The organism is Actinomadura sp. KC06, assembly GCF_004348735.1.
Classification (GTDB): domain Bacteria; phylum Actinomycetota; class Actinomycetes; order Streptosporangiales; family Streptosporangiaceae; genus Spirillospora.
The window spans coordinates 1-21,612 of sequence record NZ_SMKT01000152.1 but is presented as its reverse complement, the minus strand read 5'-3'; the positions used below and the strand labels follow the sequence as shown (position 1 = coordinate 21,612).

Genomic DNA, 21,612 nt, shown 5'->3' with positions numbered 1-21,612 from the left:
GGTGCACCACCCGGCATGCCCCCTGCCCGGAACATGCGAAAGGCCGCCCCGGACGATCCCGGGGCGGCCTCCGAAGCCCAGCGCGGTCAGCCGTTGATCTTCTTCTGGAGATTGGTGTCCAGCGCCTCCAGGAAACCCTGCGTCGTCAAGAACGGCGTCGAATCGCCGACGAGGAGCGCCAGGTCCTTGGTCATCTGGCCGGACTCGACGGTCTCGACACAGACCTGCTCGAGCTTCTGGGCGAAGTCGATGACCTCGGGCTGGTCGTCGAGCTTGCCGCGGTGCTCGAGGCCGCGGGTCCAGGCGAAGATGGACGCGATCGGGTTGGTCGACGTCGGCTTGCCCTGCTGGTGCTGGCGGAAGTGCCGGGTCACCGTGCCGTGCGCGGCCTCCGCCTCGACGGTCTTGCCGTCCGGGGTCATCAGGACGGACGTCATCAGCCCGAGGGAGCCGAACCCCTGCGCGAGGGTGTCGGACTGGACGTCGCCGTCGTAGTTCTTGGCGGCCCAGACGAACCCGCCCTCCCACTTCAGCGCAGCCGCGACCATGTCGTCGATGAGCCGGTGCTCGTAGGTGAGGCCCTTGGCCTCGAAACCGGACTTGAACTCCGACTCGTAGATCTCCTGGAAGATGTCCTTGAACCGGCCGTCGTAGGCCTTCAGGATCGTGTTCTTCGTGGACATGTACAGCGGCATCTCGCGCTCGAGCGCGTACCGCATCGTCGCCCGCGCGAAGTCGCGGATCGAGTCGTCGAAGTTGTACATGCCCATGGCGATGCCGCCGCCGGGGAATTCGGCGACCTCGAACTCCATCGGCTCGCTGCCGTCCTGGGGGGTGTAGGTGATGGTCACCTTGCCGGGGCCGGGGACGACGAAGTCGGTGGCGCGGTACTGGTCGCCGTGGGCGTGGCGGCCGATGATGATGGGCTTCGTCCAGCCGGGGACGAGCCGGGGGATGTTGGAGCAGATGATCGGCTCGCGGAACACCACGCCGCCCAGGATGTTGCGGATCGTCCCGTTCGGGGAGCGCCACATCTTCTTCAGGCCGAACTCCTCGACGCGGGCCTCGTCGGGGGTGATGGTCGCGCACTTCACGCCGACGCCGTGTTCCCGGATGGCGTTGGCGGCGTCGACGGTGACCTGGTCGTCCGTGGCGTCACGGTGCTCGATCCCCAGGTCGTAGTACTTCAGGTCGACGTCGAGGTAGGGCAGGATCAGCTGGTCCTTGATGAATTTCCAGATGATCCGCGTCATTTCGTCGCCGTCGAGTTCGACGACCGGGCCCGCTACTTTGATCTTGGGCATGCTGTTGCTGTCCCTTTCCTACACCTGGCCAGCTCTAAAGACTCAGACCTTGTAAGGCTCAACTGGCAAGGCTAGCCGAGGCCGACTTGAGGTCTAGACCTGGCCTGGGCCGGGCGGTCCCGGCGGCCCAGGCGGCGCTCCGGGCGGCCCCGGCGGGCCGGACGCGCCGGGCGGTCCCGGGGCGCCGGGCGAGGGCGGCGGGCCGTCCCGGCGGCCGGCGATGAGGAGCCGCATCCCGCGCGCCACCATCGCGAGCAGGATCAGCACGCCGAAGGCGCCCGCGAGGGCCAGGCCCGGCTTGTTCATCGGCGGGACGCTCAGCGAGACGAACGCGACCATCTCGCCGAGGATCACGAGCGTCCAGCAGTCGATGGACCTGCTGCGGACGGCGAGCGGCCCGAGCTGGGACTCCGGCAGCAGGAGCCGCGCCAGCGCCCCGAGCAGCAGCGCGGCCGCCATCAGCCCGGACCCCTTGCGGAAGTAGTTGAAGGCGCACAACGTGAGCCCCGCGCCGACGCCGCTGAGCACGATCAGGTACGGGAGCTGCGCGAGCCAGTGCGGCGCGGCCCCGCGGCGGCTCGGCGCCCTGCGCCTGCGCCTACGCACCTCGGTGCTCATGGGCTTCACGGTATAGGGAATCGGATCGCGGCACGACATCGTCGTCCGCGCCCGCGATCGTCCGCGCCCGATCCGCGCCCCGATCGTCCGCGCACCCGCAGGTCCGGTGCGGTGCGGTCCGGCGGCCGGGGATGGGACGAGTGGGGCGCGGGTGATGCCGGAGAGGCCCGAATCCCCTGCGCCATCGGTCCTACTCGCCAGTAGGAGGGTGTGACGGTGACGCGCCCGGGTAACCCGGCAGACAGGGGTCGCTAACTAGCTGGGAGGACTGCCGTGGAGGGGCCGTTCATGCGGATCGAGGACAGCGGGCTGGTGATGCCGCTGCGCCCCGACGTTACGACGGTCGGGAGAGGGAGAGGAGTCGACATCCGCCTCGACGACCCGAGTGTGTCCCGTTTGCACGCAGAGATCGTCCGACGCGGTCCGTACGTCTACGTGGTGGACATGGGCCTGTCCCGCAACGGGACACGCGTCAACGGCCGGCCGATCGCCCGCCGTGTCCTGGAGGACGGCGACGTCGTGAGCTTCGGCACGGCGCGCTGCCGGATGGGGGGCATCCCCCGTGAGGAGGTCGACCCGGACGTCGAGCTGCGCCGGGCCGTCGCACCCGAGCTCACCCGCCGCGAGGTCGACGTGCTGACCTCGCTCTGCCGTCCCGCCCTGTCCGACGAGGCGTTCGTGGCCCCCGCCACGGCCCGCGACATCGCCGGAGAGCTGGTGGTGACGGAGGCGGCCGTCAAGCAGCACCTGCTGCGCCTCTACCAGAAGTTCCGCATCCCCGAGGGCGCCAACCGGCGCACGCGGCTCGCCAACGAGGTCATCGCGATGGGCCTCGTCCGGCCGCTGCCGCCGGTGCACGTCCCGCAGGGCCGCCCCCCGATGGACGGGCGGGTCCCCGGGGTCCGGGGCACGGCCGAGACCCGGCGGGCGGGCGCGGCCCACGCGCACGTCACCGGGCCGGGCCGGGCACCCAGCGCGGCGGGACGGAGGGCCAGCTGAGCTGAAGGCGCGATCGCCCTCCGGCAGCGCGAGTTTCGAGGGCGATCGCTGAAACCGGCTGGTCCGGGGCCGCGCAAGTGACGGCGCGGCTCCGTCCGGCGGGAGCGTAAGACGAGGGCCGCCACCAGGGTGCTGATGGCGGCCCTCTCACGTGTCAGGCGGGTGCGTTTCAGGCGGGGTGGTGTTCGGCGGCTTCTACGACGTTGGCCAGGAGCATGGCTCGGGTCATCGGGCCTACGCCGCCCGGGTTGGGCGCCACCCAGCCGGCGACCTCGCGGACGTCGGCGGCGACGTCCCCGGCGAGCTTGCCGTCCACGCGGGAGACGCCGACGTCCAGGACGGCCGCGCCCGGCTTGACCATGTCGGCGGTGATGAGATCGGGGACGCCTGCGGCGGCCACGACGATGTCGGCGCGGCGGGTGTGCGCGGCCAGGTCGCGGGTCGCGGTGTGGCAGAGGGTGACGGTCGCGTTCTCCGTGCGGCGGGTGAGGAGGAGGCCGAGCGAGCGTCCGACGGTGATGCCGCGGCCGACGACCGTGACGTCGGCGCCCTTGATCGGGACGTCGAAGCGGCGGAGCAGCTCGATGATGCCCTTCGGCGTGCACGGCAGGGGGCCCGGCTGCATGAGGACGAGCCGTCCGAGGTTCGTGGGGTGCAGGCCGTCGGCGTCCTTGGACGGGTCGATGCGCTCCAGGACGCGCTGCTCGTCCAGGCCCGTCGGGAGCGGGAGCTGGACGATGTAGCCGGTGCAGGACGGGTCGGCGTTCAGTTCGGTGACGGCGCGTTCGACGTCGTCCTGGGTGGCGGTGGCGGGCAGGTCGCGGCGGATGCTCTCGATGCCGACCTCGGCGCAGTCGCGGTGCTTCATGTTGACGTAGGAACGGCTGCCGGGGTCGTCGCCGACGAGGACGGTGCCGAGGCCGACGGACACGCCGCGGTCGCGCAGCGCCTCGACGCGGACCTTGAGGTTCGAGCGGATCTCGGCGGCCGTGGCCTTGCCGTCCAGAATCTGTGCCGTCATGCGTTCCTCCGCGGGGAATGGGATGGTCCCGTCCACCCAGGCGCGCGGTGTCCGGACTGTCGTTCGCTCCCCGGTGGTGATCCACCTTGACCGCGCCAGTCGCGTGAAAGCCCATGCTATCCGGCGGGTGGACGGCGGAATGGCGCGCGGCGGCGGCGGAGTGGTTCGCGGAAATCGGCGGAAAGTGGCCCTGCCGGACGCCGCCGGCCTGCTCCTAGCGTGATTTTCATGAGTGACGCATGGTTCGAGCGGCCCGTCCTGACCGGGCGGTACGTGCGGCTGGAGCCCCTGACGGCGGAGCACGCCGTGGGCCTGTTCGCGGCGTCCAAAGACCCGGCGGTCTGGACGTGGATGAGCGAGCGGCAGCCCGCGACCGTCGAGGAGATGCGCACCATGGTCGGCAAGGCCCTCGCGCTGCACGAGCGGGGATTCCGGCTGCCGTGGGCGCAGATCGACGTCGCGACCGGGGAGGTCGCCGGGACGACGTCGTACTACGAGATCATTCCGTCCCATCGCGGGCTGTGCATCGGGTACACGTGGCTCGGGTCGCGGTGGCAGCGGTCGGGCCTCAACACCGAGGCGAAGCTGCTGCTGATGGGACGCGCGTTCGACGATCTCGGCGCGATCCGGGTCGGCTGGCACACCCACGTCCGGAACGAGCGGTCGCGCGCGGCGATCGAGCGGCTCGGCGCGTCGTTCGAGGGCGTCCACCGCAAGCACCGGATCCGGGACGACGGGTCGATCCGCGACACCGCCACCTACGCGATGACGGACGACGACTGGCCCGCGGCGGCGGAGGCGCTCCGCGCCAGGCTCCGCTGAACCGCCGGGCCTCCGGTCCGGTCAGTCTTCGGAGCGCTGGCGCCAGGCGAGGATGCGGTCGGTGCCGTGCCAGCCGAGCTGGGCGGCGAGCATCGCGGCGAGGAAGGCCGCGAGCAGGCCGATCACCTGCCGCGACTCCATCAGCAGCATGTCCGCCCGGTACACCACGACCAGCATGAGGGACATCAGCACATCCATCGCGCCTCCACACGGATTCGCCCGCGCCGGGGGGTGGGTCGGGGAAGGTCATGGGGCGCGGCCACGCCGAGGCTACCCGCCGTGAAAAGTGGAAAATCCCGAGGTAAACCCGGTGTGGCGGTGTCTTCGGCCACACCGGGTTCGCCGGGCGTCAGTGGAAGAAGTGCCTTACGCCGGTGAAGTACAGGCTGATGCCGGCCTTTTCGGCGGCGGCGATCACCAGGTCGTCCTTGACGGAACCGCCGGGCTCGACGATCGCGCGGACGCCCGCGGCGGTCAGGACTTCGAGGCCGTCCGGGAACGGGAAGAACGCGTCGGACGCGCCGACCGCGGACGCGGCCCGCTCGGCTCCCGCCCGCGCGACGGCGAGCTTGGCGGAGTCGACCCGGTTGACCTGGCCCATCCCGACGCCGACGGTCGCGCCGTCGGCGGCGAGCAGGATCGCGTTCGACTTGACCGAGCGGATCGCCCGCCACGCGAACGCCAGGTCGGCGAGCGTGGCCTCGTCTACGGCCGGGCCGGTCTTGAGCTCCCAGGAGGACGGGTCGTCGCCTGGTGCGTCCACCTGGTCGACGCCTTGCAGGAGGACGCCGCCGTCGATGCGCCGGTACTCGGTGCCGCCGGACGGGGCGTCCGGGCACACCAGCAGCCGGATGTTCTTGAACCGGCCGGTGAGGACCGCAACGGCCTCGTCCTCGAAGGACGGCGCGACCAGCACCTCGGCGAAGCTCTCGGTGACCTGCCGCGCCATGTCGGCGGTGACCGGACGGTTCGCCGCGATCACGCCGCCGTACGCCGACACGGGGTCGCAGGCGTGCGCCTTCCGGTGCGCCTCCGCGATGTCGGCGCCGACCGCGATGCCGCACGGGTTCGCGTGCTTGATGATCGCCACGCAGGGGTCGGTGAAGTCGTGGGCGGCGCGGCGGGCGGCGTCGGTGTCCACGTAGTTGTTGTAGGACATCTCCTTGCCGTACAGCTGCTCGGCCCCCGCCAGCCCGGACTCGCCGGGCGTGCGGTACAGCGCGGCGCGCTGGTGCGGGTTCTCGCCGTACCGGAGGGTGTTCGACCGCTCCCAGGTGGCGCCGAGGAAGTCGGGCCACCGCGTCTCGGCGGCGGTCTCGTCGGGCGCGTAGGCGCTCGCGAACCACGACGCGACGGCCACGTCGTAGGACGCGGTGTGCGCGAACGCCTGCGCGGCGAGACGGCGCCGCTCCTCGAGCGTGAACCCGCCCGCCCGGACCGCCTCCAGGACGGTCCCGTACGCGGACGGGTCGACGACGACGGAGACGCTCGCGTGGTTCTTCGCGGCGGCGCGCACCATCGTCGGGCCGCCGATGTCGATCTGCTCGACGCACTCGTCCGGCGACGCGCCCGAGGCGACCGTCTCGGCGAACGGGTACAGGTTCGCCACGAGCAGGTCGAACGGCTCGACGGACAGGTCTTCGAGCTGCTGCAGGTGGTCCGCCTTGCGCCGGTCGGCGAGCAGGCCCGCGTGCACCGTCGGGTGCAGGGTCTTGACGCGTCCGTCCAGGCACTCGGGGAACCCGGTGAGCTTCTCGACCTTCATCACCGGGACGCCCGCGGACGCGATCCGTCCCGCCGTGGACCCGGTCGAGACGATCTCCACGCCCGCCTCGTGCAGGCCCCGGGCCAGCTCCTCCAGCCCGGACTTGTCGTACACGCTGATCAGCGCGCGCTTAATCGCCACCCGACTCACCGGCCGAGCTCCCCTCTTGATCGGACGAACCCCTGTCACCTGGATCGCCTGCGTCGCCGCAGGTCCTGCACTTCAACGAGACCCGCCTGCCGTGCGCCGTCCAGCCGTCGCGGGCGAGCCGTCCGACGACGTCGACCAGGAGCCGGCGCTCCACCCGCTTGATCCGCTCGTGCAGGGAGTCCTCGTCGTCGTGCCAGCGCACGGGGACGGTGTCCTGGGCGATGACGGGCCCGGTGTCCACTCCTTCGTCGACGAAGTGAACCGTACAGCCCGTCACCTTCACCCCGTACGCCAGGGCGTCCCGTACGGCGTGGGCGCCGGGGAAGGACGGCAGCAGCGCGGGATGGGTGTTGACCGTCCGGCCGCCGAACCGCGCCAGGAAGCGCGGCCCGAGGATCTTCATGAACCCGGCGGACACCACGAGGTCGGGCTCGTACCGCGCCACCGCGTCGGTCAGCGCCGCGTCCCAGTCGTCCCGAGACGGAAAATCAGGGACGCATACGGTAAAAGCGGGCACACCGGAGCGTTCGGCGCGGGCGGTTCCGCCGATATCGGGACGGTCCGCGCCCACGGCCACCACTTTCGCCCCGTAGGCTGGATCCGCGCACGCGTCGAGCAGCGCTTGTAGGTTGGTCCCCGCGCCGGAGACGAGGACGACGAGCCGGGCGGACACCATGACTCCCTGGTGGACGATGCTGGTGGACGACGGGGATCGGCGAAGGTTCGCCGGCCGGGCCGTCATGAAGCCTATCGGGCCCGCTCGACGCTCCCAGAACACGGATCAGGGATCACGGGGGATCCATATCACCGCCCAGGAGGAACAGGACGTGAGCGAGCAGCCGGGCCCTCCGGCCCAGCCCGAAGACCGCCCCGGCGGGCGGCCGGCGGGAGAGCCGCCCGCGGGACCGACACCGCCCACAGACCGCCCGCCCCAGGCCGACCAGCCGCCGCAGGCCGACCATTTGCAGACGGAGCAGGCGCCGCAGACGGAGCCGATGCCGCCGGCGGGGCCGGCGGGGCCGGGGCAGGCGCAGCGGACCGGCTGGCGGGCCCTGTGGCTCGGCGCCATCGCGCTGCTGACCGCGTTCTTCTTCTACCCGCTCGGCCTCGTCCTCGGCGTCGCCGCGCTCGTCGTGGGCATCCGGGCCCGCCGGAGCGCGCGCCGCGCCCGCGGGGCCGCGCCGGGCGCCGTCCCGGGCATCGTCCTCGGCTCGATCGGGCTGGCGTTCTCGATGCTGTCGGTGGCGGTCACGGCGTTCCTGTGGACGGAGCTGAGCGGCTACCAGAGCTGCCTCAGCGGGTCCAACACCACCGCCGACAAGCAGTCCTGCCGGGCCGAGTACTACCCCAAGATCGAGGACAAGCTCGGCCTGCCCGCCGGAAGCATGGACAAGTACGGCGACCTGCTCTAGGGCGCAGGGCGCCTCAGTCGCCCTGGTCGGACTCCTCACGCAGGACGTAGATGGCCCCGCCCCGGTTCTCGATGCGCTCGGGGTCCTCGGGCGGGGGCGGCATGGGGGCGGACGGCTCGGGTCCCGGCTCGTCGATGATGTGGCCTTCGACGACGACCGTCCCGTCCCGCGCAGGGCCCTGTGCGGGTTCCGGTTCTGGTTCCGGCTGCGGTTCGGGCTCCGGTTCTGGACGTTCTTCGATCAGTTCGGGCAGCGGATCCACCGTCCGGCGGGCGCGGCGGCGCGGTGCGAGGACGGGCTCCGCCTCCTCGAACTGCAGCGGATCCGGCGCGTAAGGCGGCCTCGCCGGGGCGGCCTTGGCCCGCGGCTCGGGAATCCTCGTCTCGTAGTCGCCGGGAATGGGCGCGGAGAGCGGCATCGGCGTCGCGACCTCGCGCGCACGCTTCCGCCCTGGCTCCTTCGCGGGCTTCCTCTCGGCCTTCTTCTCGGCCTTCTCGGGCTTCGACCTGGACTTCGACGCCCTCGTCCTGGACGTCGCGCGGGCGGGACGGCGCAGCACCATCCAGTTCGCCACCCACGCCGCGATCGCCGCCGAGATGCCGACCTCAAGGGCCGCCAGCAGCCCGACCTGCCACGCGGACGGCCCCACGGTCGCCATCCGCCCGTCGCCGAGCGGCCCGCCGGACAGCGCGCTCAGCAGCGCCGCCATCGCGCCCGTCAGCGCGCCGGACAGGAACCCCCACAGCGGCGCTCCCTCCGACACCCGGGTGGGCATCGACCGGATCGTCAGGACGCCGCCGACCGCGCCCGCGAGGAACGGCGCGGCGAGCGCGATCAGCGACACCGCCGGGGCCGGGCCCGGCTGGGGCAGCGCAGCGAGCGGCGGGAACGCCGGGACGAGATCGATGAACACGCCGGTCGGGGACACGCTCGTCCCGGCGCCGACCGAGAAGCCGGGGCCGACCGCGTACGCCATCCCCCAGATCACCGCGTTCGGCAGGAACGCCAGCTCGACCAGGAGCAGCAGGACGCCGCCGACCACGCCGGGGGCCAGCAGGTCGTACAGGTGGTCGGCGTCCGACATGTGCACGGCGAGCGACGCGCCCACCAGCAGCGCCCCCGAGGCGAGCAGCACGGACAGCGAGCCCGCCACGCCGATCACGAGCGAGCGCGGCCGGTCCGGCAGCAGCCGCAGCAGGGCACCGAGCCCGGACCTGACGCGCCGCCCCTTCGCCTCCGCCGCCACCTGCGCCGCGACGACGGCCCGCGCGGCGCCGAGCCCGCCCGCGATGATCGCGACGAGGAAGCACCCGAGGAGCGCCTGCCACGCCGACGGGCGGACCTCCGGGGACGACACCGCCAGCGCGAGCAGCACGGCCAGCCCGGCGTAGGGCGCGGCCAGCGCGACCGCGACGCGCACCACCGCCGTCCGGGGGCGGTCCGGCAGCCCGGCCGCCCGGATCATCCACCCGCCGCCCCGGTACAGCAGCGCCCCGGGCAGGACGAGCACGCCGAGCGGCAGCAGGCCGACCCGTCCCTGCCCGTAGGAGAAGCCCGCGTGATGGGAGACGAGCCAGAAGTTCACGGCCGTCCGGAAGACGCCGGTCATGCCGTCGCCGAACGCCGTCTTGGGCGCCGCGATCCATCCGATCAGCGTGACGGTGGTGAGCATGGTCAGCCCGATCCCGATGCACCACAGCGCCGTGATGAGCCCCGTCACGTACAGCGGCCTGGCCACCACCGGCTGCGGCTGGAGTTCGGGCTGGGCTTCGGGCTGGGGCTTGGGTTGGGCGTGCGCGTCTCGCGGTGGACGCGGTGCGGTCCGTCCCGGTCCCGCCGTGCCGGGGGCCGCGCGCTGTCCAGGGCTCGCATCGCTCACGCGGACCATGCTGACACCACGTCCGCCTCCCGGACGGCCCCTCGCCCGGCGTGTCGCCTTTGTCGTCCCGCATCCCGCCGGGCGCCGGTCGGCCCAGAACACGCCGACGCGAAAGACGCCCGGCCGCGGGCGGCTCGGGCGTCTTTCGGGCGTGGCGGAAGACCGTCAGAGGTTCTTCATGATGTCCCGCATGAGGACGGCGGCCTCGCTCGGCGTCTTGCCGACGCGGACGCCGACCTTCTCCAGCGCGTCCTTCTTAGCCTGCGCGGTGCCGGCGGAGCCGGACACGATGGCGCCGGCGTGGCCCATCGTCTTGCCCTCGGGCGCGGTGAACCCGGCGACGTAGCCGACGACCGGCTTGGTCACGTGCTGCTCGATGTAGGCGGCGGCGCGCTCCTCGGCGTCGCCCCCGATCTCGCCGATCATGACGATCGCGTCGGTGTCCGGGTCGTCCTGGAACGCCTTGAGCGCATCGATGTGGGTGGTCCCGATGACGGGGTCGCCGCCGATGCCGACACAGGTGGAGAAGCCGACGTCGCGCAGCTCGTACATCATCTGGTACGTCAGCGTGCCCGACTTGGACACGAGCCCGATCCGGCCGGGCGTGGTGATGTCGGCCGGGATGATGCCCGCGTTCGACTTTCCGGGGGACGCGATGCCCGGGCAGTTCGGCCCGATGATCCGCGTCTTGTTGCCCTTCTCCTCGGCGTACGCCCAGAAGTAGGCGGTGTCGTGGACGGGAATGCCCTCGGTGATCACGACGCAGAGGCCGATCCCGGCGTCCACGGCCTCGACGACCGCGTCCTTGGTGAACTTCGGCGGGACGAACACGACGGAGACGTCCGCGCCCGTCTGGGCCATCGCCTCCTTGACCGTCCCGAAGACGGGGAGGGTCGTGCCGTCGAAATCGACGGTCTGCCCGGCCTTGCGGGCGTTCACGCCGCCGACGACCTGCGCGCCGGACGCGAGCATCCGGCGGCCGTGCTTGGTGCCCTCGGAGCCCGTGATCCCCTGAATGATGATCTTGCTGTTCTCGGTGAGCCAGATGGCCATCGCTCATGCACCTGCCGCGAGTTCGGCGGCGCGCCTGGCCGCGTCGTCCATGGTGTCGACCTGCTGGACGCCGGGGAGCGCCGCGTCGGTGAGGATCGTCCGTCCGAGGTCGGCGTTGTTGCCGTCCAGCCGGACGACGAGCGGCCGGTTCACGGTCTCGCCGCGGTCGGCCAGCAGCTTGTACGCCGACACGATGCCGGTGGCGACGGCGTCGCAGGCCGTGATGCCGCCGAACACGTTCACGAACACCGACTTCACGGCGTCGTCCGACAGGACGATCTCCAGCCCGTTCGCCATGACCTCCGCGGACGCGCCGCCGCCGATGTCGAGGAAGTTCGCGGGCTTCTGGCCGCCGAACTCCTCGCCCGCGTAGGCGACCACGTCCAGCGTGGACATCACCAGGCCCGCTCCGTTGCCGATGATGCCGACGCTGCCGTCCAGCTTCACGTAGTTGAGGTCCTTGGCCTTGGCCGCCGCCTCCAGCGGGTCGGCCGCGCCCTTGTCCTCGAGCTTCTCGTGCTCCTGGCGGAAGGCCGCGTTGTCGTCCAGCGTGACCTTGCCGTCGAGGGCGACCACCCGGCCGTCGGCGGTGAGGATCAGCGGGTTCACCTCGACGAGCGAGGCGTCCTCGTCGGTGAACACGGCCCAGAGGCGCTCGATGAGCTCGGCGGCGCCGTCCAGGGCCTCCTGCGGGAGGCGGCCCTTCTCGGCGATCTCGCGGGCCTTGGCCCGGTCGACGCCGTGCAGCGGCGAGATCGGGACCAGCGCCAGCCGGTCGTGCGGCACCTCCTCGATCTCCACGCCGCCCTCGACCGAGCAGATGGACAGGAAGGTGCGGTTGGCGCGGTCGAGCAGGAAGGAGAAGTAGTACTCCTGCGCGATCGCGCTTCCCTCCTCGATCAGGACCTTGTGGACCGTGTGGCCCTTGATGTCCATGCCGAGGATCCGGCCGGCGAGCTCTTGCGCCTCGTCCGCCGTGTCGGCCAGCTTCACGCCGCCGGCCTTGCCGCGGCCCCCGGTCTTCACCTGGGCCTTGACCACGACCTTCGAGCTTCCCGCGGCGAACAGCTCCGCCGCGATGGCCCGGGCTTCCTGGGGTGTATGGGCGACCTTGCCGGTGGGCACCGGTACCCCGTACTCGGCGAAGAGATCCTTCGCCTGATGTTCGAACAGGTCCACAGGGCGTCCTTTAACGGATCGACAGTCGATCGACCACACGAGTGGGGGTTACACGGGTGTCCGTGCGGCCGGCACTCTGCGGTCCGCTCCGTCGATGCAGCCTAGTCAACCCGCCTCCGTGGTGAGGCCGCCGGGTCCCTATACCAGCGAGTGTTACTTAAACGGGGGTATGTCCGCCCTAGGGGGTGGGCACGAGTGGCACGTGAGGAGGATGAACCAATTGACGTAGTTTGATGTACTTATTTCGCTTCGGTGAACGGCTGGCGGCCCGCGGTGGGCGGGCCTGGCGGCCGGCGGCTGGTGCGGCAAAGGGGGCGGACGCATGGCGATGGCGGAGGAACGGGACACGACCGCCGCGGCGTCCGTCCTGATCGGCCCGCTCCCGGCCGACGCCGTCCGCCCGCCCGATGAGGCCGTCCCGAGCGGAATCGTCTCAGCCGAGACCGTCCTGGACCTGGAGCCCCTGGACCCGGAGCCCTTGAGCCCTGCGCCGGTGGGCCCGGTGCCGGTGGATCCGGCGCCGTCGCGCAGGCGGTCGGCGGCGCCCCGCAGGCGGCCGTCGAAACGCGGTTCGGCTCGGACGTTCCGCCGCGTGACCGCGCTGCTCATCGTGGCCGCGATCATCGCGACCGGCGGCGCCAACGTGCCCGAGCCCACCGGGCCCGGCTGGGCGAGCCCCGGGCTGATCGGCGGGGGCGGGTGGCCGTTCGCCGGCGTCCCGCTGGCGCCGGACGAGGCCGCCGGGGCGTCCTACCTGCCGAACAGCTCGGTCGTCCGGCTGGCGGACGGGCGGGTCCGGCTCATCCCGTCCGGCGGCGAGGCGCCCATCACCGTGGAGGCGTCCGACCCGCGGGTCGGACGGGCGATCCGGTCCGACAGCTCGTGGCTGGCGCAGGGCACCGTCCCGACGGGCGGGGCGGCCCCGGCCGCCGCGACGGGCCCGGCGATCGGGCAGCACGGGGACTACCGCGACATGGCCGCCCGCGCCCTCCTCGACCTGCGGCTCCTCACCCGCCCGAACGGCGCGTCCCTCGCGTCCTGGTACACGAAGTGGCGGTACTGCTGGCCCCGCGACTCAGCGTTCGCCGTCGCCGCGTTCACCGCGACCGGGCACCCGTCCGAGGCCCGCCGCATCCTGCGCTTCCTCGCCCGCGCCCAGCACGACAACGGCATGTGGGCCGCCCGCTACAACCCCGACGGGACGGCGGTCACCGACGGCCGGGCGCCGCAGCTCGACTCGGTCGGCTGGGTGCTGTGGGCGACCTGGTTCTACCGCGTCCAGGCGCAGTCGCCCGACGACCTGCCCGACCTGTGGCCCATGGTGCGGCGCGCCGCGGACCACCTCGCCTGGTCGCTGGACGCCGAGGGCCTGCCTCCCGCCTCGTCCGACTACTGGGAACGCGACCACCGCCGTGAGGAGGACCCCCGGCGACCCACCCTCGGCGTCGTCGCGCCGGTGCTGGCGGGCCTGCGGTCCGCGGCGGACCTCGCCCGCGCCCGCGGCGAGAACGGCAAGGCGGCCGACTGGCGGCGCGCGGCGCAGCGCGTGTCGGACGCGGTGGCCCGGCAGTTCGCGCCCTACGGCTACCCGCGCTCGCCCATCCGCGGCGGCCTCATGGACACGTCGGTGACCTTCCTGGCCCCGCCGTTCGCGCAGACCGACGAGGGCGTGACCGCCGCGATCACCGACGCGCAGCGCAAGCAGGCGCTGCCGAACGGCGGCGTCCTGCCCGGCGAGCGCTGGTCCGGCACCCCCGACGTCGCCTGGACGCCCGAGACGGCCCTGTTCGGCCTCAACGCCGCCACCTCCGGCCGGACCACCGAGGCGATCGGCCGCCTCGACTGGCTCGCCGCGCACCGCACGACCCTGGGCGTCCTGCCGGAGAAGGTCGGCCCGACCGGAAAGCAGGCGGGCCCGGCCCCGCTCGGCTGGACGGCGTCCCTGGTCCTGCTCACCCTCTCGGCGCTGGAGAGGCCCCTACCCATCCCGCCCAGCGGATGACCCGGGTCATCCGACCTGCTCAAAGCCGAGCTTGACGACCAGCGCCGTCACGACGCACAGCAGCACGGCGCGGACGAATCCTGCCCCGCGGTTGATGGCCATGCGGGTGCCGATCTGGGCGCCCACGATGTTGCAGACGCCCATGGCGATGCCGATCGTCCACAGCACATGCCCCTGAACCGCGAAGACGGCCAGCGCTCCCAGGTTGGTGCCAGCGTTGATGATCTTCGCGGTCGCGGACGCGTTGACGAAGTCCATGCCGAGCAGCACGGTGAAGGCGACCACCAGGAACGTCCCCGTACCGGGCCCGACGAGCCCGTCATAGAAGGCGATCGCAACGCCCGGGACCAGGACCGCCGCCGCGACCCGCCGCCGCGTCCGCAGCACCGGCTCGGGCACCCGTCCAAGGTCCGGCTTCAACACGACGACCGCGGCGACGACCAGGAGAACGACCATGATGACCGGCTTGAGGACGTCCGAAGAGATCGCGGCAGCGCAGAGCGCACCGCCCGCCGCGCAGCACACCGCGATCCCCGCGGCAGCCAACGCGACGGGCCGGTCTGGCTTGGCCTTGCGCGCATAGACGACCGCGGCCGACGAGACCCCCATGATCGAACCAAGCTTGTTGGTAGCCAGCGCGGTAGCCACCGGCTGACCGGGGTTGACCAGCAGCAACGCAGGCAACTGAATCAACCCGCCACCCCCCACCACCGCATCAACCCACCCAGCCGCAACAGCAGCGACCAACAGCAGGAGCACATGCTCAACCTGCAAAGGGGGTCTCCCGGGACGTAAGGAGTAAAAACAAAATAACAACTTACCTCACGCCCCACCCCTCACTTCAGCCGCCACTCCTCCGACCTGGCGACCGCCGAGATCACCCTGCCCTGACCAGTTGTGCTTCCGCCCCGGCGATCGGCCGACCAGCCGCAACCTTCGGACCCGCGATCACCCGACCGACCGCCGCTCACCGCCCTCGCGACCACCAAAGCGCCCCGCTCTCTCGGCCCTGCCACTACCGCTCGTCCGTCCGACCACAACCCACCGGTGTTTCGACCGGCCGGTCGGCATTGGGAACTCATGGCTGGACGTCGCTTATCTATCCCCGGCGATCGGCTGACTGGTTGCTGGCCGTTTGTCTGCGGTTACTCGGTTGGCTGTCGGTTGTTCGAGCGGTGGTCGTCGGCGAGGATCGACCAGACCTGGACGTCGCGTCGGTCGCCGTCCAGGACGAAGCCCTGGCGCAGGACGCCCTCGCACGTCATCCCCAGCCGTTCTGCCACGGCCGCGCTGGCGGTGTTCCGCGGGTCGCACAGCCACTCGACCCGGTGCATCCCACGCGTCGCGAACGCCCAATCGATCATGTGTCGGACGGCGGTGGTGATCAGGCCGCGTCCCCTAGCCTCCACGGCGAGCCACACTCCGGCCTCGCAGACGCCCATCGCGGCGTCGAACGTGCGGAACACCGTGCCGCCCTGGAGGACGCCGTCCAGCCAGATTCCGTAAATGCGGCCCTGGTCCTTGGCCTGTTTGAGCGCATACGCCTGGAGGAATTCGCGGGCGGTCGCCTCGTCCACGACCTGGCGAGCCCACGGGATGTAGCGGTCGATGTCGCCGCGGACCCTTTCAGCGTGCTCGGCGAACTCGACGGCCTGCCACGGCTCGAGTGGACGGAGCTCCGCGTTGTCGGCGAGCGTGCGAGCGAACATGAGGGCCTCCCGAGGGGTACGTACCGAACGTTTGTTATGTACGATACGGGAGTGCCGGCTCGAGGTGACCACGACGCCCGCCGCCGCGACGTCTCCGAGGCCGTATGGCGTGTCCTCGCCGACCGCGGCTTCGGCGGCCTGACGCTGCGCGCCGTCGCGGCGGAGATGGGCGCTTCGACGGGCCTGCTCACCCACTACTTCCCGAACAAGAAGGCCCTCGTCACCTACGCCCTCGACGTCGCGGACGAACGCACCGCGAGCCGACGTGTTCGTGAGGTCCAGGACGAGGGGCTGGCCGCCTTGCGTACGGCGCTTCTGGACGTCCTCCCCCTCACCCCTGGCTCGGCGGACATGAACCGCATCTGGGTCAGTTCATGGGACGGCGCGCTGGCCGATCCCGAATTGGCCGCTCGCGAGAAGGATCGCTATCAGCATTGGCGCGCGCGTCTTCGTTCCCACGTGGCTGTTGCCGTGGACCGGGGTGAGCTGCCCGCCTCGTCGGATGTCGATGGTGTCGTCGCCACTGTTGCTGCATTCACTCATGGGATGGTCGTCCAGGCTCTCTTCGATCCGGAGCGGTTCCCGCCGGTTCGCCAGACCGAGATCCTGGACGCCTTTCTGACTTCGCTTTCGGGCCGTTGATCGGTGTCGAGGGCTCTGGCTATCAGCGTTTGTTCCTTGGGCGAGGTTCGTCGGTCTGGTTCTAGTGTTCTAAATCGGCGGTGGGGTGGCGCTGCGTACGGGGCCGCCCCTCCAAAGTCAAGGGCGCTTCGCGTCGCTTCGCGATGGACTTCGTCCACCCTTGACTTTGGAGCCTCTGCGGCCCCTGGTGCAGCTTTCGTCGGGCAGGCTCCGCCTGCCCCCGCCCGACGCGCCACCCCACCGTCTCCAAGCCACGCAGATCTGCACCCCTCCCGATCAGTTGATTGATTGGGTGTGGCGTGAAATGGCAGTTGCAGAAGTGCCTTGCAGGCCGTGCAGCTAGAAGATTGGGACTTCCGTCTGGCTGCCCCCGGGTTGGCGTCCAGTGTCTTCTCGGGAGAGGCGAAGGCATCGAAGGGGGCCGGAGCTTTAGCTGCGTGGCACTGCTGGGATGGTTTCTCTCGCCCAGTGGCTGGCGCCGGGAGTCGTGTCCGGCGAGGCCGGACACAGCGGCGGTGATCGTCGGTTAGGCGGCGGCAGCGAGTGGCACGACGACTGCGCTGCCCACACGCCCCAAGGGCCTGCCGTTCGAGCACGATCTGAGCTGCCAGCGCGATGTTATGGCGGCTGATCTGGAGGGCCGATCTCCTCTCCGGCCGCGTTTCGCTCGCGGATGGCTGCGACGAGCTGCTCATGTTGCTCGGTTCTCGGACGGTGGCCGTGCCCTGGTGCGTCGATTGCCACCACCATGAAGCCCCGCTTTCCGAGATGTCGCGTCGCGGGGCGGGGGCGGACGCATCGGTGGGTGACCAGTACGCGCCGTGAGTTCGTTCCGGGTGAGAGACGTTCCGAGATCTCGATTGAGGGCGTCACCGAGGTGAAGTGCATGGTGTACGCCTTCAGGAAGCCTCGAAAGGGTCCACAGATACCTATCTCAGATGAGACCACCGTCCACTGCCGTCCAATCGGGGGCCCGGCCTGGTACAGCACCAATGGGACTCGCCTCTTTGGGACGATCAGGTGCGGGCGGACGCTACCAGCCAGCCCAGCCTCCACTTGAGAGTGGGCGATGCGCTAGGCGGCTTGGACGAGTTCGGTGGGCGGGCCGATTGCGTCTGGTGGTGGCAGGACGCGGTAGATGAACCGTCCGGTGGCATCACGGACGATGTTGATCTGTTCGGCGTTGGTGTGTTTGAAGCGGTTGTGCCATCCGCAGCATAGGGCGAGTTTGTCGATGTCGGTGGGGCTCCCCAGGGCCCAGCCGGTGACGTGGTCGACCTCGCACAGCGTGCCGGGGACCTCGCATCCCTGCACCGCGCAGGTGGGGTAGAGGGTTTCGAGGACTTGGCGTTGGCCGGGGGTGGCGAACCGGGCCCGGTGGCCCAGATACAGCGGCACATGGCCACGTCCCAGGATGAGAGCCGAGACACCGGCGCTCAGCGCGATCCGGCGGACGTGGGCGGCGGGAATCGGGGTGCCGTCGGTGAGACGGCCGGGAGCGGTGCTGCCGCTGGTGAGGGTATCCAGGTCGCAGATGACGGTGACCTTGGTGGCGCGGTGCCCGCCCGCAAGCACGCCGGTCAGGGCGGCGGCGGTGCGCTCGGGCAGGTCACGGCGGTCGTCGGGTCCGGCGGGCTTGGCGAGCGGGGCCAGGGTGCCGTCCCAGACGGCGGCGTCCTCGGCGTTCAGCCACCCCTTCACATAGCGGCCGCCGTCCAGAGAGCGCGTAGAGGTGATCCAGGAACTGTCGTACCCGCGCTGGGAGTCCTTATCGGGGGTGTCGGTGCCGTCGCGTTCGGCGATGACATCGCGGATGCGGCGGCCGAAGGAGGCGACTTTCCCAGGTGAGAAGCCTTGGTCGATCATGTCGAGCAGGACGGTTTCGGCTTGAGTGCAGTCGTCGTCGTCCAGGCGGGCGACGGCGTCGGTCACGGTGGTGGCGTAGCCGTAGGTGAGGTCGCCGGTGGCCAGAAGCTGTGTGATGCGGGGCAGCCGGTGGCGTTGCCGGGCCAGGGTGAGGCGTTCTTTGGCGCGGGAATCGCGCATGCCCATGTGGGAGCGGAGCCAGGCTTGGGTGGAGGGCAGGCCCCAGCGGCGCATCTCGCCACTGGCGTCCACCCGGCCGATCAGTTCGGCCAGTGCGCTTTCCTGCTGATCGCAGGCAGCTGCGAGAGTTTCGGCCAGTTCCATGCAGGCGGCCGCTGATTCGGGTGCGGTGCGGGCGGCGAGTTCGCGGGCGATCGCGGCGGCGGCGTTCACCAATTCCGCGGTGGACGCCCTCGCGAGATCAACCTCAACCGAACCCATATCCCAAGAATATCAAGGGCAGGCATCTATTCGTCGCCGAATAGGGTTGGTTTTCTGTCACCTGTTGGATAGTCGGAGTCAGGGCAAAATCAGAGCGAGACTCCACCGGACCCGCATTCCAGATGCCCTTCTCATCCCCCGTCTCCGATTTCAGGGAATTGGACGAGTGGGGTGGCGCGTCGGGCAGGGGCAGGCGGAGCCTGCCCGACGAAAGCTGCGCCAGGGGCCGCAGAGGCTCCAAAGTCAAGGGTGGACGAAGTCCATCGCGAAGCGACGCGAAGCGCCCTTGACTTTGGAGGGGCGGCCCCGTACGCAGCGCCACCCCACCCGAACCCTAGAACATCAGAAAATAAAACCTAGAAGCAAAGAACTACGAACCCAGAACAAACCAGACTCCGAACAGGAAACTGCCACAAAGCGTCCACTTGAGAGCGACACAATCAGAACACAGGGGGGCTAAAGCTTCTCGATGGTGGCGTAGCGGAGGACTAGCGTCCGGACGCCGTACTCACCGCCGAAGTCGACGCTGGCCTTCTGGCCGCCGTCATAAACGGATACGACCGTCCCCAGGCCGAAGGCGTCATGGGTGACCTTGTCACCCGGCGTCAGCGACGGAACAGGACGATTGCCAGGCGACCGAACACCTGGCCGCGACGCCATCTGCGCCATGGCCGACCCGGACGTCGACGACGCCTCGCGTTCCCAGTCCACAAGCGTCTTCGGCACTTCCCCGAGGAACCGCGACGGCGGATTGACCTGCGGCGCTCCCCACGCGCTGCGCATCGCGGCACGCGAAAGGTACAGCCGCTGCCGAGCGCGAGTAATGCCGACATAGGCGAGCCGGCGTTCCTCTTCCAGCTCCTTCGGATTGCTCATGGCCCGCAAGTGCGGGAAAACGCCGTCCTCCATGCCCGTCAAGAAGACGACAGGGAACTCAAGGCCTTTGGCGGTGTGCAGCGTCATCAGCGTGACGACGCCGCCCTCGGTCTCTTGCGGCTGCTCGCCGGGCGGCACCGGGCCGCCCTTGGCGCCGCCGGGAATGGAGTCGGCGTCGGCGACCAGGGCCACCTGTTCCAGGAATTCGGGGAGGCGTCCCTCGGCGGGCTCGCCGTCCAGCCGCTCCTCGAACTCGCGCGCGACGGCTTCGAGTTCGTGGAGGTTCTCGACGCGGGTCTCGTCCTGCGGGTCCTTGGAGGCCTGCAGTTCGGCGAGATATCCGCTCGCCTTCAGGATCTCGGCGACCAGGTCGGCGGGAGTGAGCGACTCGGCGGCGGCGCTCAGCTCGTCCAGCAGAGCCACGAAGTCGCGGACGGCGTTGATCGAGCGGGTCGCCATGCCGGGCACGTCCTCGGGCACCCGCAGCGCCTGCCAGAACGAGATCCGCTCGCGGGACGCGTACGCCTCGACGCACGCCTCGGCGCGGTCGCCGATGCCGCGTTTCGGGACGTTCAGGATGCGGCGCAGGGAGACCGCGTCTTCGGGGTTGGCGAGGCAGCGCAGGTAGGCGAGCGCGTCGCGGATCTCCTTGCGCTCGTAGAACCGGACGCCGCCGACGACCTTGTACGGCAGGCCGACGCGGATGAAGACCTCTTCGAACACACGGGACTGCGCGTTGGTGCGGTAGAAGACGGCGACGTCGCTGGGACGGGCCTCGCCCTCGTCGCTCAGCCGGTCGACCTCGCGGGCGACGAATGCGGCCTCGTCGTGCTCGTTGTCGGCCACATAGCCGGTGATCTTGTGGCCTTCGCCCTGGTCGGACCAGAGTTTCTTCGGCTTGCGGTCGGCGTTGCGCTCGATGACGGCGTTGGCGGCCGACAGGATCGTCTGCGTGGAGCGGTAGTTCTGTTCCAGCAGGATCGTCGTGGCGTCCGGGTAGTCGCGCTCGAACTCCAGGATGTTGCGGATGGTCGCGCCACGGAAGGCGTAGATCGACTGGTCGGCGTCGCCGACGACGCACAGTTCGGCCGCGCCGAGCCCTTCGACCGGGGCCGTCAGTTCCCGGACGAGTTCGTACTGCGCGTGGTTCGTGTCCTGGTACTCGTCCACGAGGACGTGCCGGAACCTGCGCCGGTAGTGCTCGGCGGCCTCGGGGAAGACCTGCAGCAGGTTGACCGTCATCATGATCAGGTCGTCGAAGTCCATGGCGCCGGCCTGCTGGAGCCGCGCCTGGTACATCTCGTACGCCTCGCCGAGCGTCTGCTCCATGTGCGTGGACGCCCGCGCTTTGAACGTCTCGTAGTCGATCAGCTCGTTCTTCAGGTTGGAGACCTGCGCGCTGAACGCCTTCGGCGGGTACCGCTTCGGGTCGAGGTCGAGCTCGCGGCAGACGAGCGCCATGAGGCGGTTCGCGTCTGCCTGGTCGTAGATCGAGAAGCTCGTCGGGAAGCCGAGCCGCTTGGCCTCGCGGCGCAGGATCCGCACGCAGGCCGAGTGGAACGTCATCACCCACATGGCACGCGAACGGGGCCCGACCAGGGCGTCCACCCGCTCCTTCATCTCGGCCGCGGCCTTGTTGGTGAAGGTGATCGCGAGGATCTGGCCGGGGTGCACCTCCCGCTCGCCGAGCAGGTGGGCGATGCGGTGGGTCAGAACTCGCGTCTTGCCCGACCCGGCGCCCGCGACGATCAGCAGCGGCCCGCCGGAGTGCAGCACGGCCTCACGCTGCTGCGGGTTGAGGCCATCGAGCAAGGGGTTGGCTTCGGTCTTCGACATCACGTGCGAGTCTACGGCGCTGGACCGACGTTTTCCGC

Annotated in this window: 18 protein-coding genes; 5 read left to right on the top strand and 13 right to left on the bottom strand. The window is 70.6% G+C overall.

The features are described 5' to 3' along the window. Positions 1–86 precede the first annotated feature (86 nt). A complete protein-coding gene (locus E1287_RS33795; protein WP_131969342.1) occupies positions 87–1,304 on the bottom strand; it encodes an NADP-dependent isocitrate dehydrogenase in 1,218 nt (405 codons plus the stop codon). A gap of 93 nt (positions 1,305–1,397) precedes the next feature. Next, positions 1,398–1,922 carry a DUF3017 domain-containing protein gene (locus E1287_RS45065; RefSeq protein ID WP_207934626.1) on the bottom strand — a complete coding sequence of 175 codons (525 nt, stop codon included), beginning with the start codon at positions 1,920–1,922 and terminating at the stop codon, positions 1,398–1,400. Between the two features lie 273 nt (positions 1,923–2,195). Between E1287_RS45065 and E1287_RS33780 the strand changes: the two genes are divergently transcribed. Next, on the top strand, positions 2,196–2,921 hold the full coding sequence (locus E1287_RS33780) for an FHA domain-containing protein (protein WP_131969341.1): 726 nt from the start codon (positions 2,196–2,198) through the stop codon (positions 2,919–2,921). 169 nt (positions 2,922–3,090) lie between these two features. Here the strand turns inward: E1287_RS33780 and E1287_RS33775 are convergent, their stop codons facing one another. Continuing rightward, complete coding sequence (locus tag E1287_RS33775; RefSeq protein ID WP_131969340.1) at positions 3,091–3,942, bottom strand: bifunctional methylenetetrahydrofolate dehydrogenase/methenyltetrahydrofolate cyclohydrolase; 852 nt, start codon at positions 3,940–3,942, stop codon at positions 3,091–3,093. 228 nt (positions 3,943–4,170) lie between these two features. Here E1287_RS33775 and E1287_RS33770 point away from each other — a divergent pair, with 228 nt between their 5' ends. Continuing rightward, positions 4,171–4,764, top strand: a complete 594-nt coding sequence (locus tag E1287_RS33770; protein WP_131969339.1) for a GNAT family protein — start codon at positions 4,171–4,173, stop codon at positions 4,762–4,764. A 21-nt stretch (positions 4,765–4,785) separates the two neighbouring features. On the opposite strand, the gene E1287_RS44165 is transcribed toward E1287_RS33770, so the two are convergent. From E1287_RS44165 to purN, 3 genes are all read right to left on the bottom strand, one after another. After that, the gene (locus tag E1287_RS44165) at positions 4,786–4,962 is read right to left on the bottom strand and encodes a hypothetical protein (protein WP_165969323.1); all 177 of its coding nucleotides are present in this window, start codon (positions 4,960–4,962) and stop codon (positions 4,786–4,788) included. A gap of 151 nt (positions 4,963–5,113) precedes the next feature. Next, positions 5,114–6,679: a bifunctional phosphoribosylaminoimidazolecarboxamide formyltransferase/IMP cyclohydrolase gene (gene purH, locus E1287_RS33765; protein ID WP_131969338.1), complete on the bottom strand. Its 1,566-nt coding sequence runs from the start codon at positions 6,677–6,679 to the stop codon at positions 5,114–5,116. After that, a complete protein-coding gene (purN, locus tag E1287_RS33760) occupies positions 6,660–7,355 on the bottom strand; it encodes a phosphoribosylglycinamide formyltransferase (RefSeq protein WP_131969346.1) in 696 nt (231 codons plus the stop codon). Before purN ends, purH begins: the two co-directional genes overlap by 20 nt. Before the next feature lie 151 nt (positions 7,356–7,506). Between purN and E1287_RS33755 the strand changes: the two genes are divergently transcribed. Then, a complete protein-coding gene (locus E1287_RS33755) occupies positions 7,507–8,091 on the top strand; it encodes a hypothetical protein (RefSeq protein WP_131969337.1) in 585 nt (194 codons plus the stop codon). 13 nt (positions 8,092–8,104) lie between these two features. Here the strand turns inward: E1287_RS33755 and E1287_RS33750 are convergent, their stop codons facing one another. From E1287_RS33750 to sucC, 3 genes are all read right to left on the bottom strand, one after another. Next, positions 8,105–9,970 (bottom strand): DUF6350 family protein, encoded by a 1,866-nt coding sequence (locus E1287_RS33750; RefSeq protein WP_243719612.1) that lies wholly within the window; start codon positions 9,968–9,970, stop codon positions 8,105–8,107. Between the two features lie 165 nt (positions 9,971–10,135). Continuing rightward, positions 10,136–11,023: a succinate--CoA ligase subunit alpha gene (gene sucD, locus E1287_RS33745; protein ID WP_131969336.1), complete on the bottom strand. Its 888-nt coding sequence runs from the start codon at positions 11,021–11,023 to the stop codon at positions 10,136–10,138. A 3-nt stretch (positions 11,024–11,026) separates the two neighbouring features. Next, positions 11,027–12,202 (bottom strand): ADP-forming succinate--CoA ligase subunit beta, encoded by a 1,176-nt coding sequence (gene sucC / locus E1287_RS33740; protein WP_131969335.1) that lies wholly within the window; start codon positions 12,200–12,202, stop codon positions 11,027–11,029. A gap of 322 nt (positions 12,203–12,524) precedes the next feature. Here sucC and E1287_RS33735 point away from each other — a divergent pair, with 322 nt between their 5' ends. Next, positions 12,525–14,204, top strand: a complete 1,680-nt coding sequence (locus E1287_RS33735; RefSeq protein ID WP_243719611.1) for a glycoside hydrolase family 15 protein — start codon at positions 12,525–12,527, stop codon at positions 14,202–14,204. Between the two features lie 6 nt (positions 14,205–14,210). On the opposite strand, the gene E1287_RS33730 is transcribed toward E1287_RS33735, so the two are convergent. After that, the gene (locus E1287_RS33730) at positions 14,211–14,978 is read right to left on the bottom strand and encodes a TSUP family transporter (protein ID WP_131969334.1); all 768 of its coding nucleotides are present in this window, start codon (positions 14,976–14,978) and stop codon (positions 14,211–14,213) included. Between the two features lie 371 nt (positions 14,979–15,349). Then, the gene (locus E1287_RS33725; protein ID WP_131969333.1) at positions 15,350–15,913 is read right to left on the bottom strand and encodes a GNAT family protein; all 564 of its coding nucleotides are present in this window, start codon (positions 15,911–15,913) and stop codon (positions 15,350–15,352) included. 51 nt (positions 15,914–15,964) lie between these two features. On the opposite strand from E1287_RS33725, the gene E1287_RS33720 reads away from it, so the two are divergent. Then, positions 15,965–16,555, top strand: coding sequence for a TetR/AcrR family transcriptional regulator (locus tag E1287_RS33720; protein ID WP_243719610.1), 591 nt, complete (start codon positions 15,965–15,967; stop codon positions 16,553–16,555). A 1,074-nt stretch (positions 16,556–17,629) separates the two neighbouring features. Here E1287_RS33720 and E1287_RS33710 read toward each other — a convergent pair. Together E1287_RS33710 and pcrA are read right to left on the bottom strand one after the other, a co-directional pair. After that, positions 17,630–18,862 carry an HNH endonuclease signature motif containing protein gene (locus tag E1287_RS33710; protein WP_131969331.1) on the bottom strand — a complete coding sequence of 411 codons (1,233 nt, stop codon included), beginning with the start codon at positions 18,860–18,862 and terminating at the stop codon, positions 17,630–17,632. Positions 18,863–19,318: 456 nt separating this feature from the next. Then, positions 19,319–21,574 carry a DNA helicase PcrA gene (gene pcrA, locus E1287_RS33705; protein WP_165969322.1) on the bottom strand — a complete coding sequence of 752 codons (2,256 nt, stop codon included), beginning with the start codon at positions 21,572–21,574 and terminating at the stop codon, positions 19,319–19,321. Positions 21,575–21,612: the final 38 nt, after the last annotated feature.

Excerpts from the sequence above, each read along its gene's own strand:
- E1287_RS33775 (WP_131969340.1), bottom strand. The coding sequence starts at position 3,942 with ATGACGGCACAGATTCTGGACGGCAAGGCCACGGCCGCCGAGATCCGC.
- E1287_RS33735 (WP_243719611.1), top strand. The coding sequence starts at position 12,525 with ATGGCGATGGCGGAGGAACGGGACACGACCGCCGCGGCGTCCGTCCTG.
- purN (WP_131969346.1), bottom strand. The coding sequence starts at position 7,355 with ATGGTGTCCGCCCGGCTCGTCGTCCTCGTCTCCGGCGCGGGGACCAAC.
- E1287_RS44165 (WP_165969323.1), bottom strand. The coding sequence starts at position 4,962 with ATGGATGTGCTGATGTCCCTCATGCTGGTCGTGGTGTACCGGGCGGAC.
- pcrA (WP_165969322.1), bottom strand. The coding sequence starts at position 21,574 with ATGTCGAAGACCGAAGCCAACCCCTTGCTCGATGGCCTCAACCCGCAG.
- sucD (WP_131969336.1), bottom strand. The coding sequence starts at position 11,023 with ATGGCCATCTGGCTCACCGAGAACAGCAAGATCATCATTCAGGGGATC.
- E1287_RS33710 (WP_131969331.1), bottom strand. The coding sequence starts at position 18,862 with ATGGGTTCGGTTGAGGTTGATCTCGCGAGGGCGTCCACCGCGGAATTG.
- E1287_RS33770 (WP_131969339.1), top strand. The coding sequence starts at position 4,171 with ATGAGTGACGCATGGTTCGAGCGGCCCGTCCTGACCGGGCGGTACGTG.
- E1287_RS45065 (WP_207934626.1), bottom strand. The coding sequence starts at position 1,922 with ATGAGCACCGAGGTGCGTAGGCGCAGGCGCAGGGCGCCGAGCCGCCGC.
- E1287_RS33795 (WP_131969342.1), bottom strand. The coding sequence starts at position 1,304 with ATGCCCAAGATCAAAGTAGCGGGCCCGGTCGTCGAACTCGACGGCGAC.
- E1287_RS33725 (WP_131969333.1), bottom strand. The coding sequence starts at position 15,913 with ATGTTCGCTCGCACGCTCGCCGACAACGCGGAGCTCCGTCCACTCGAG.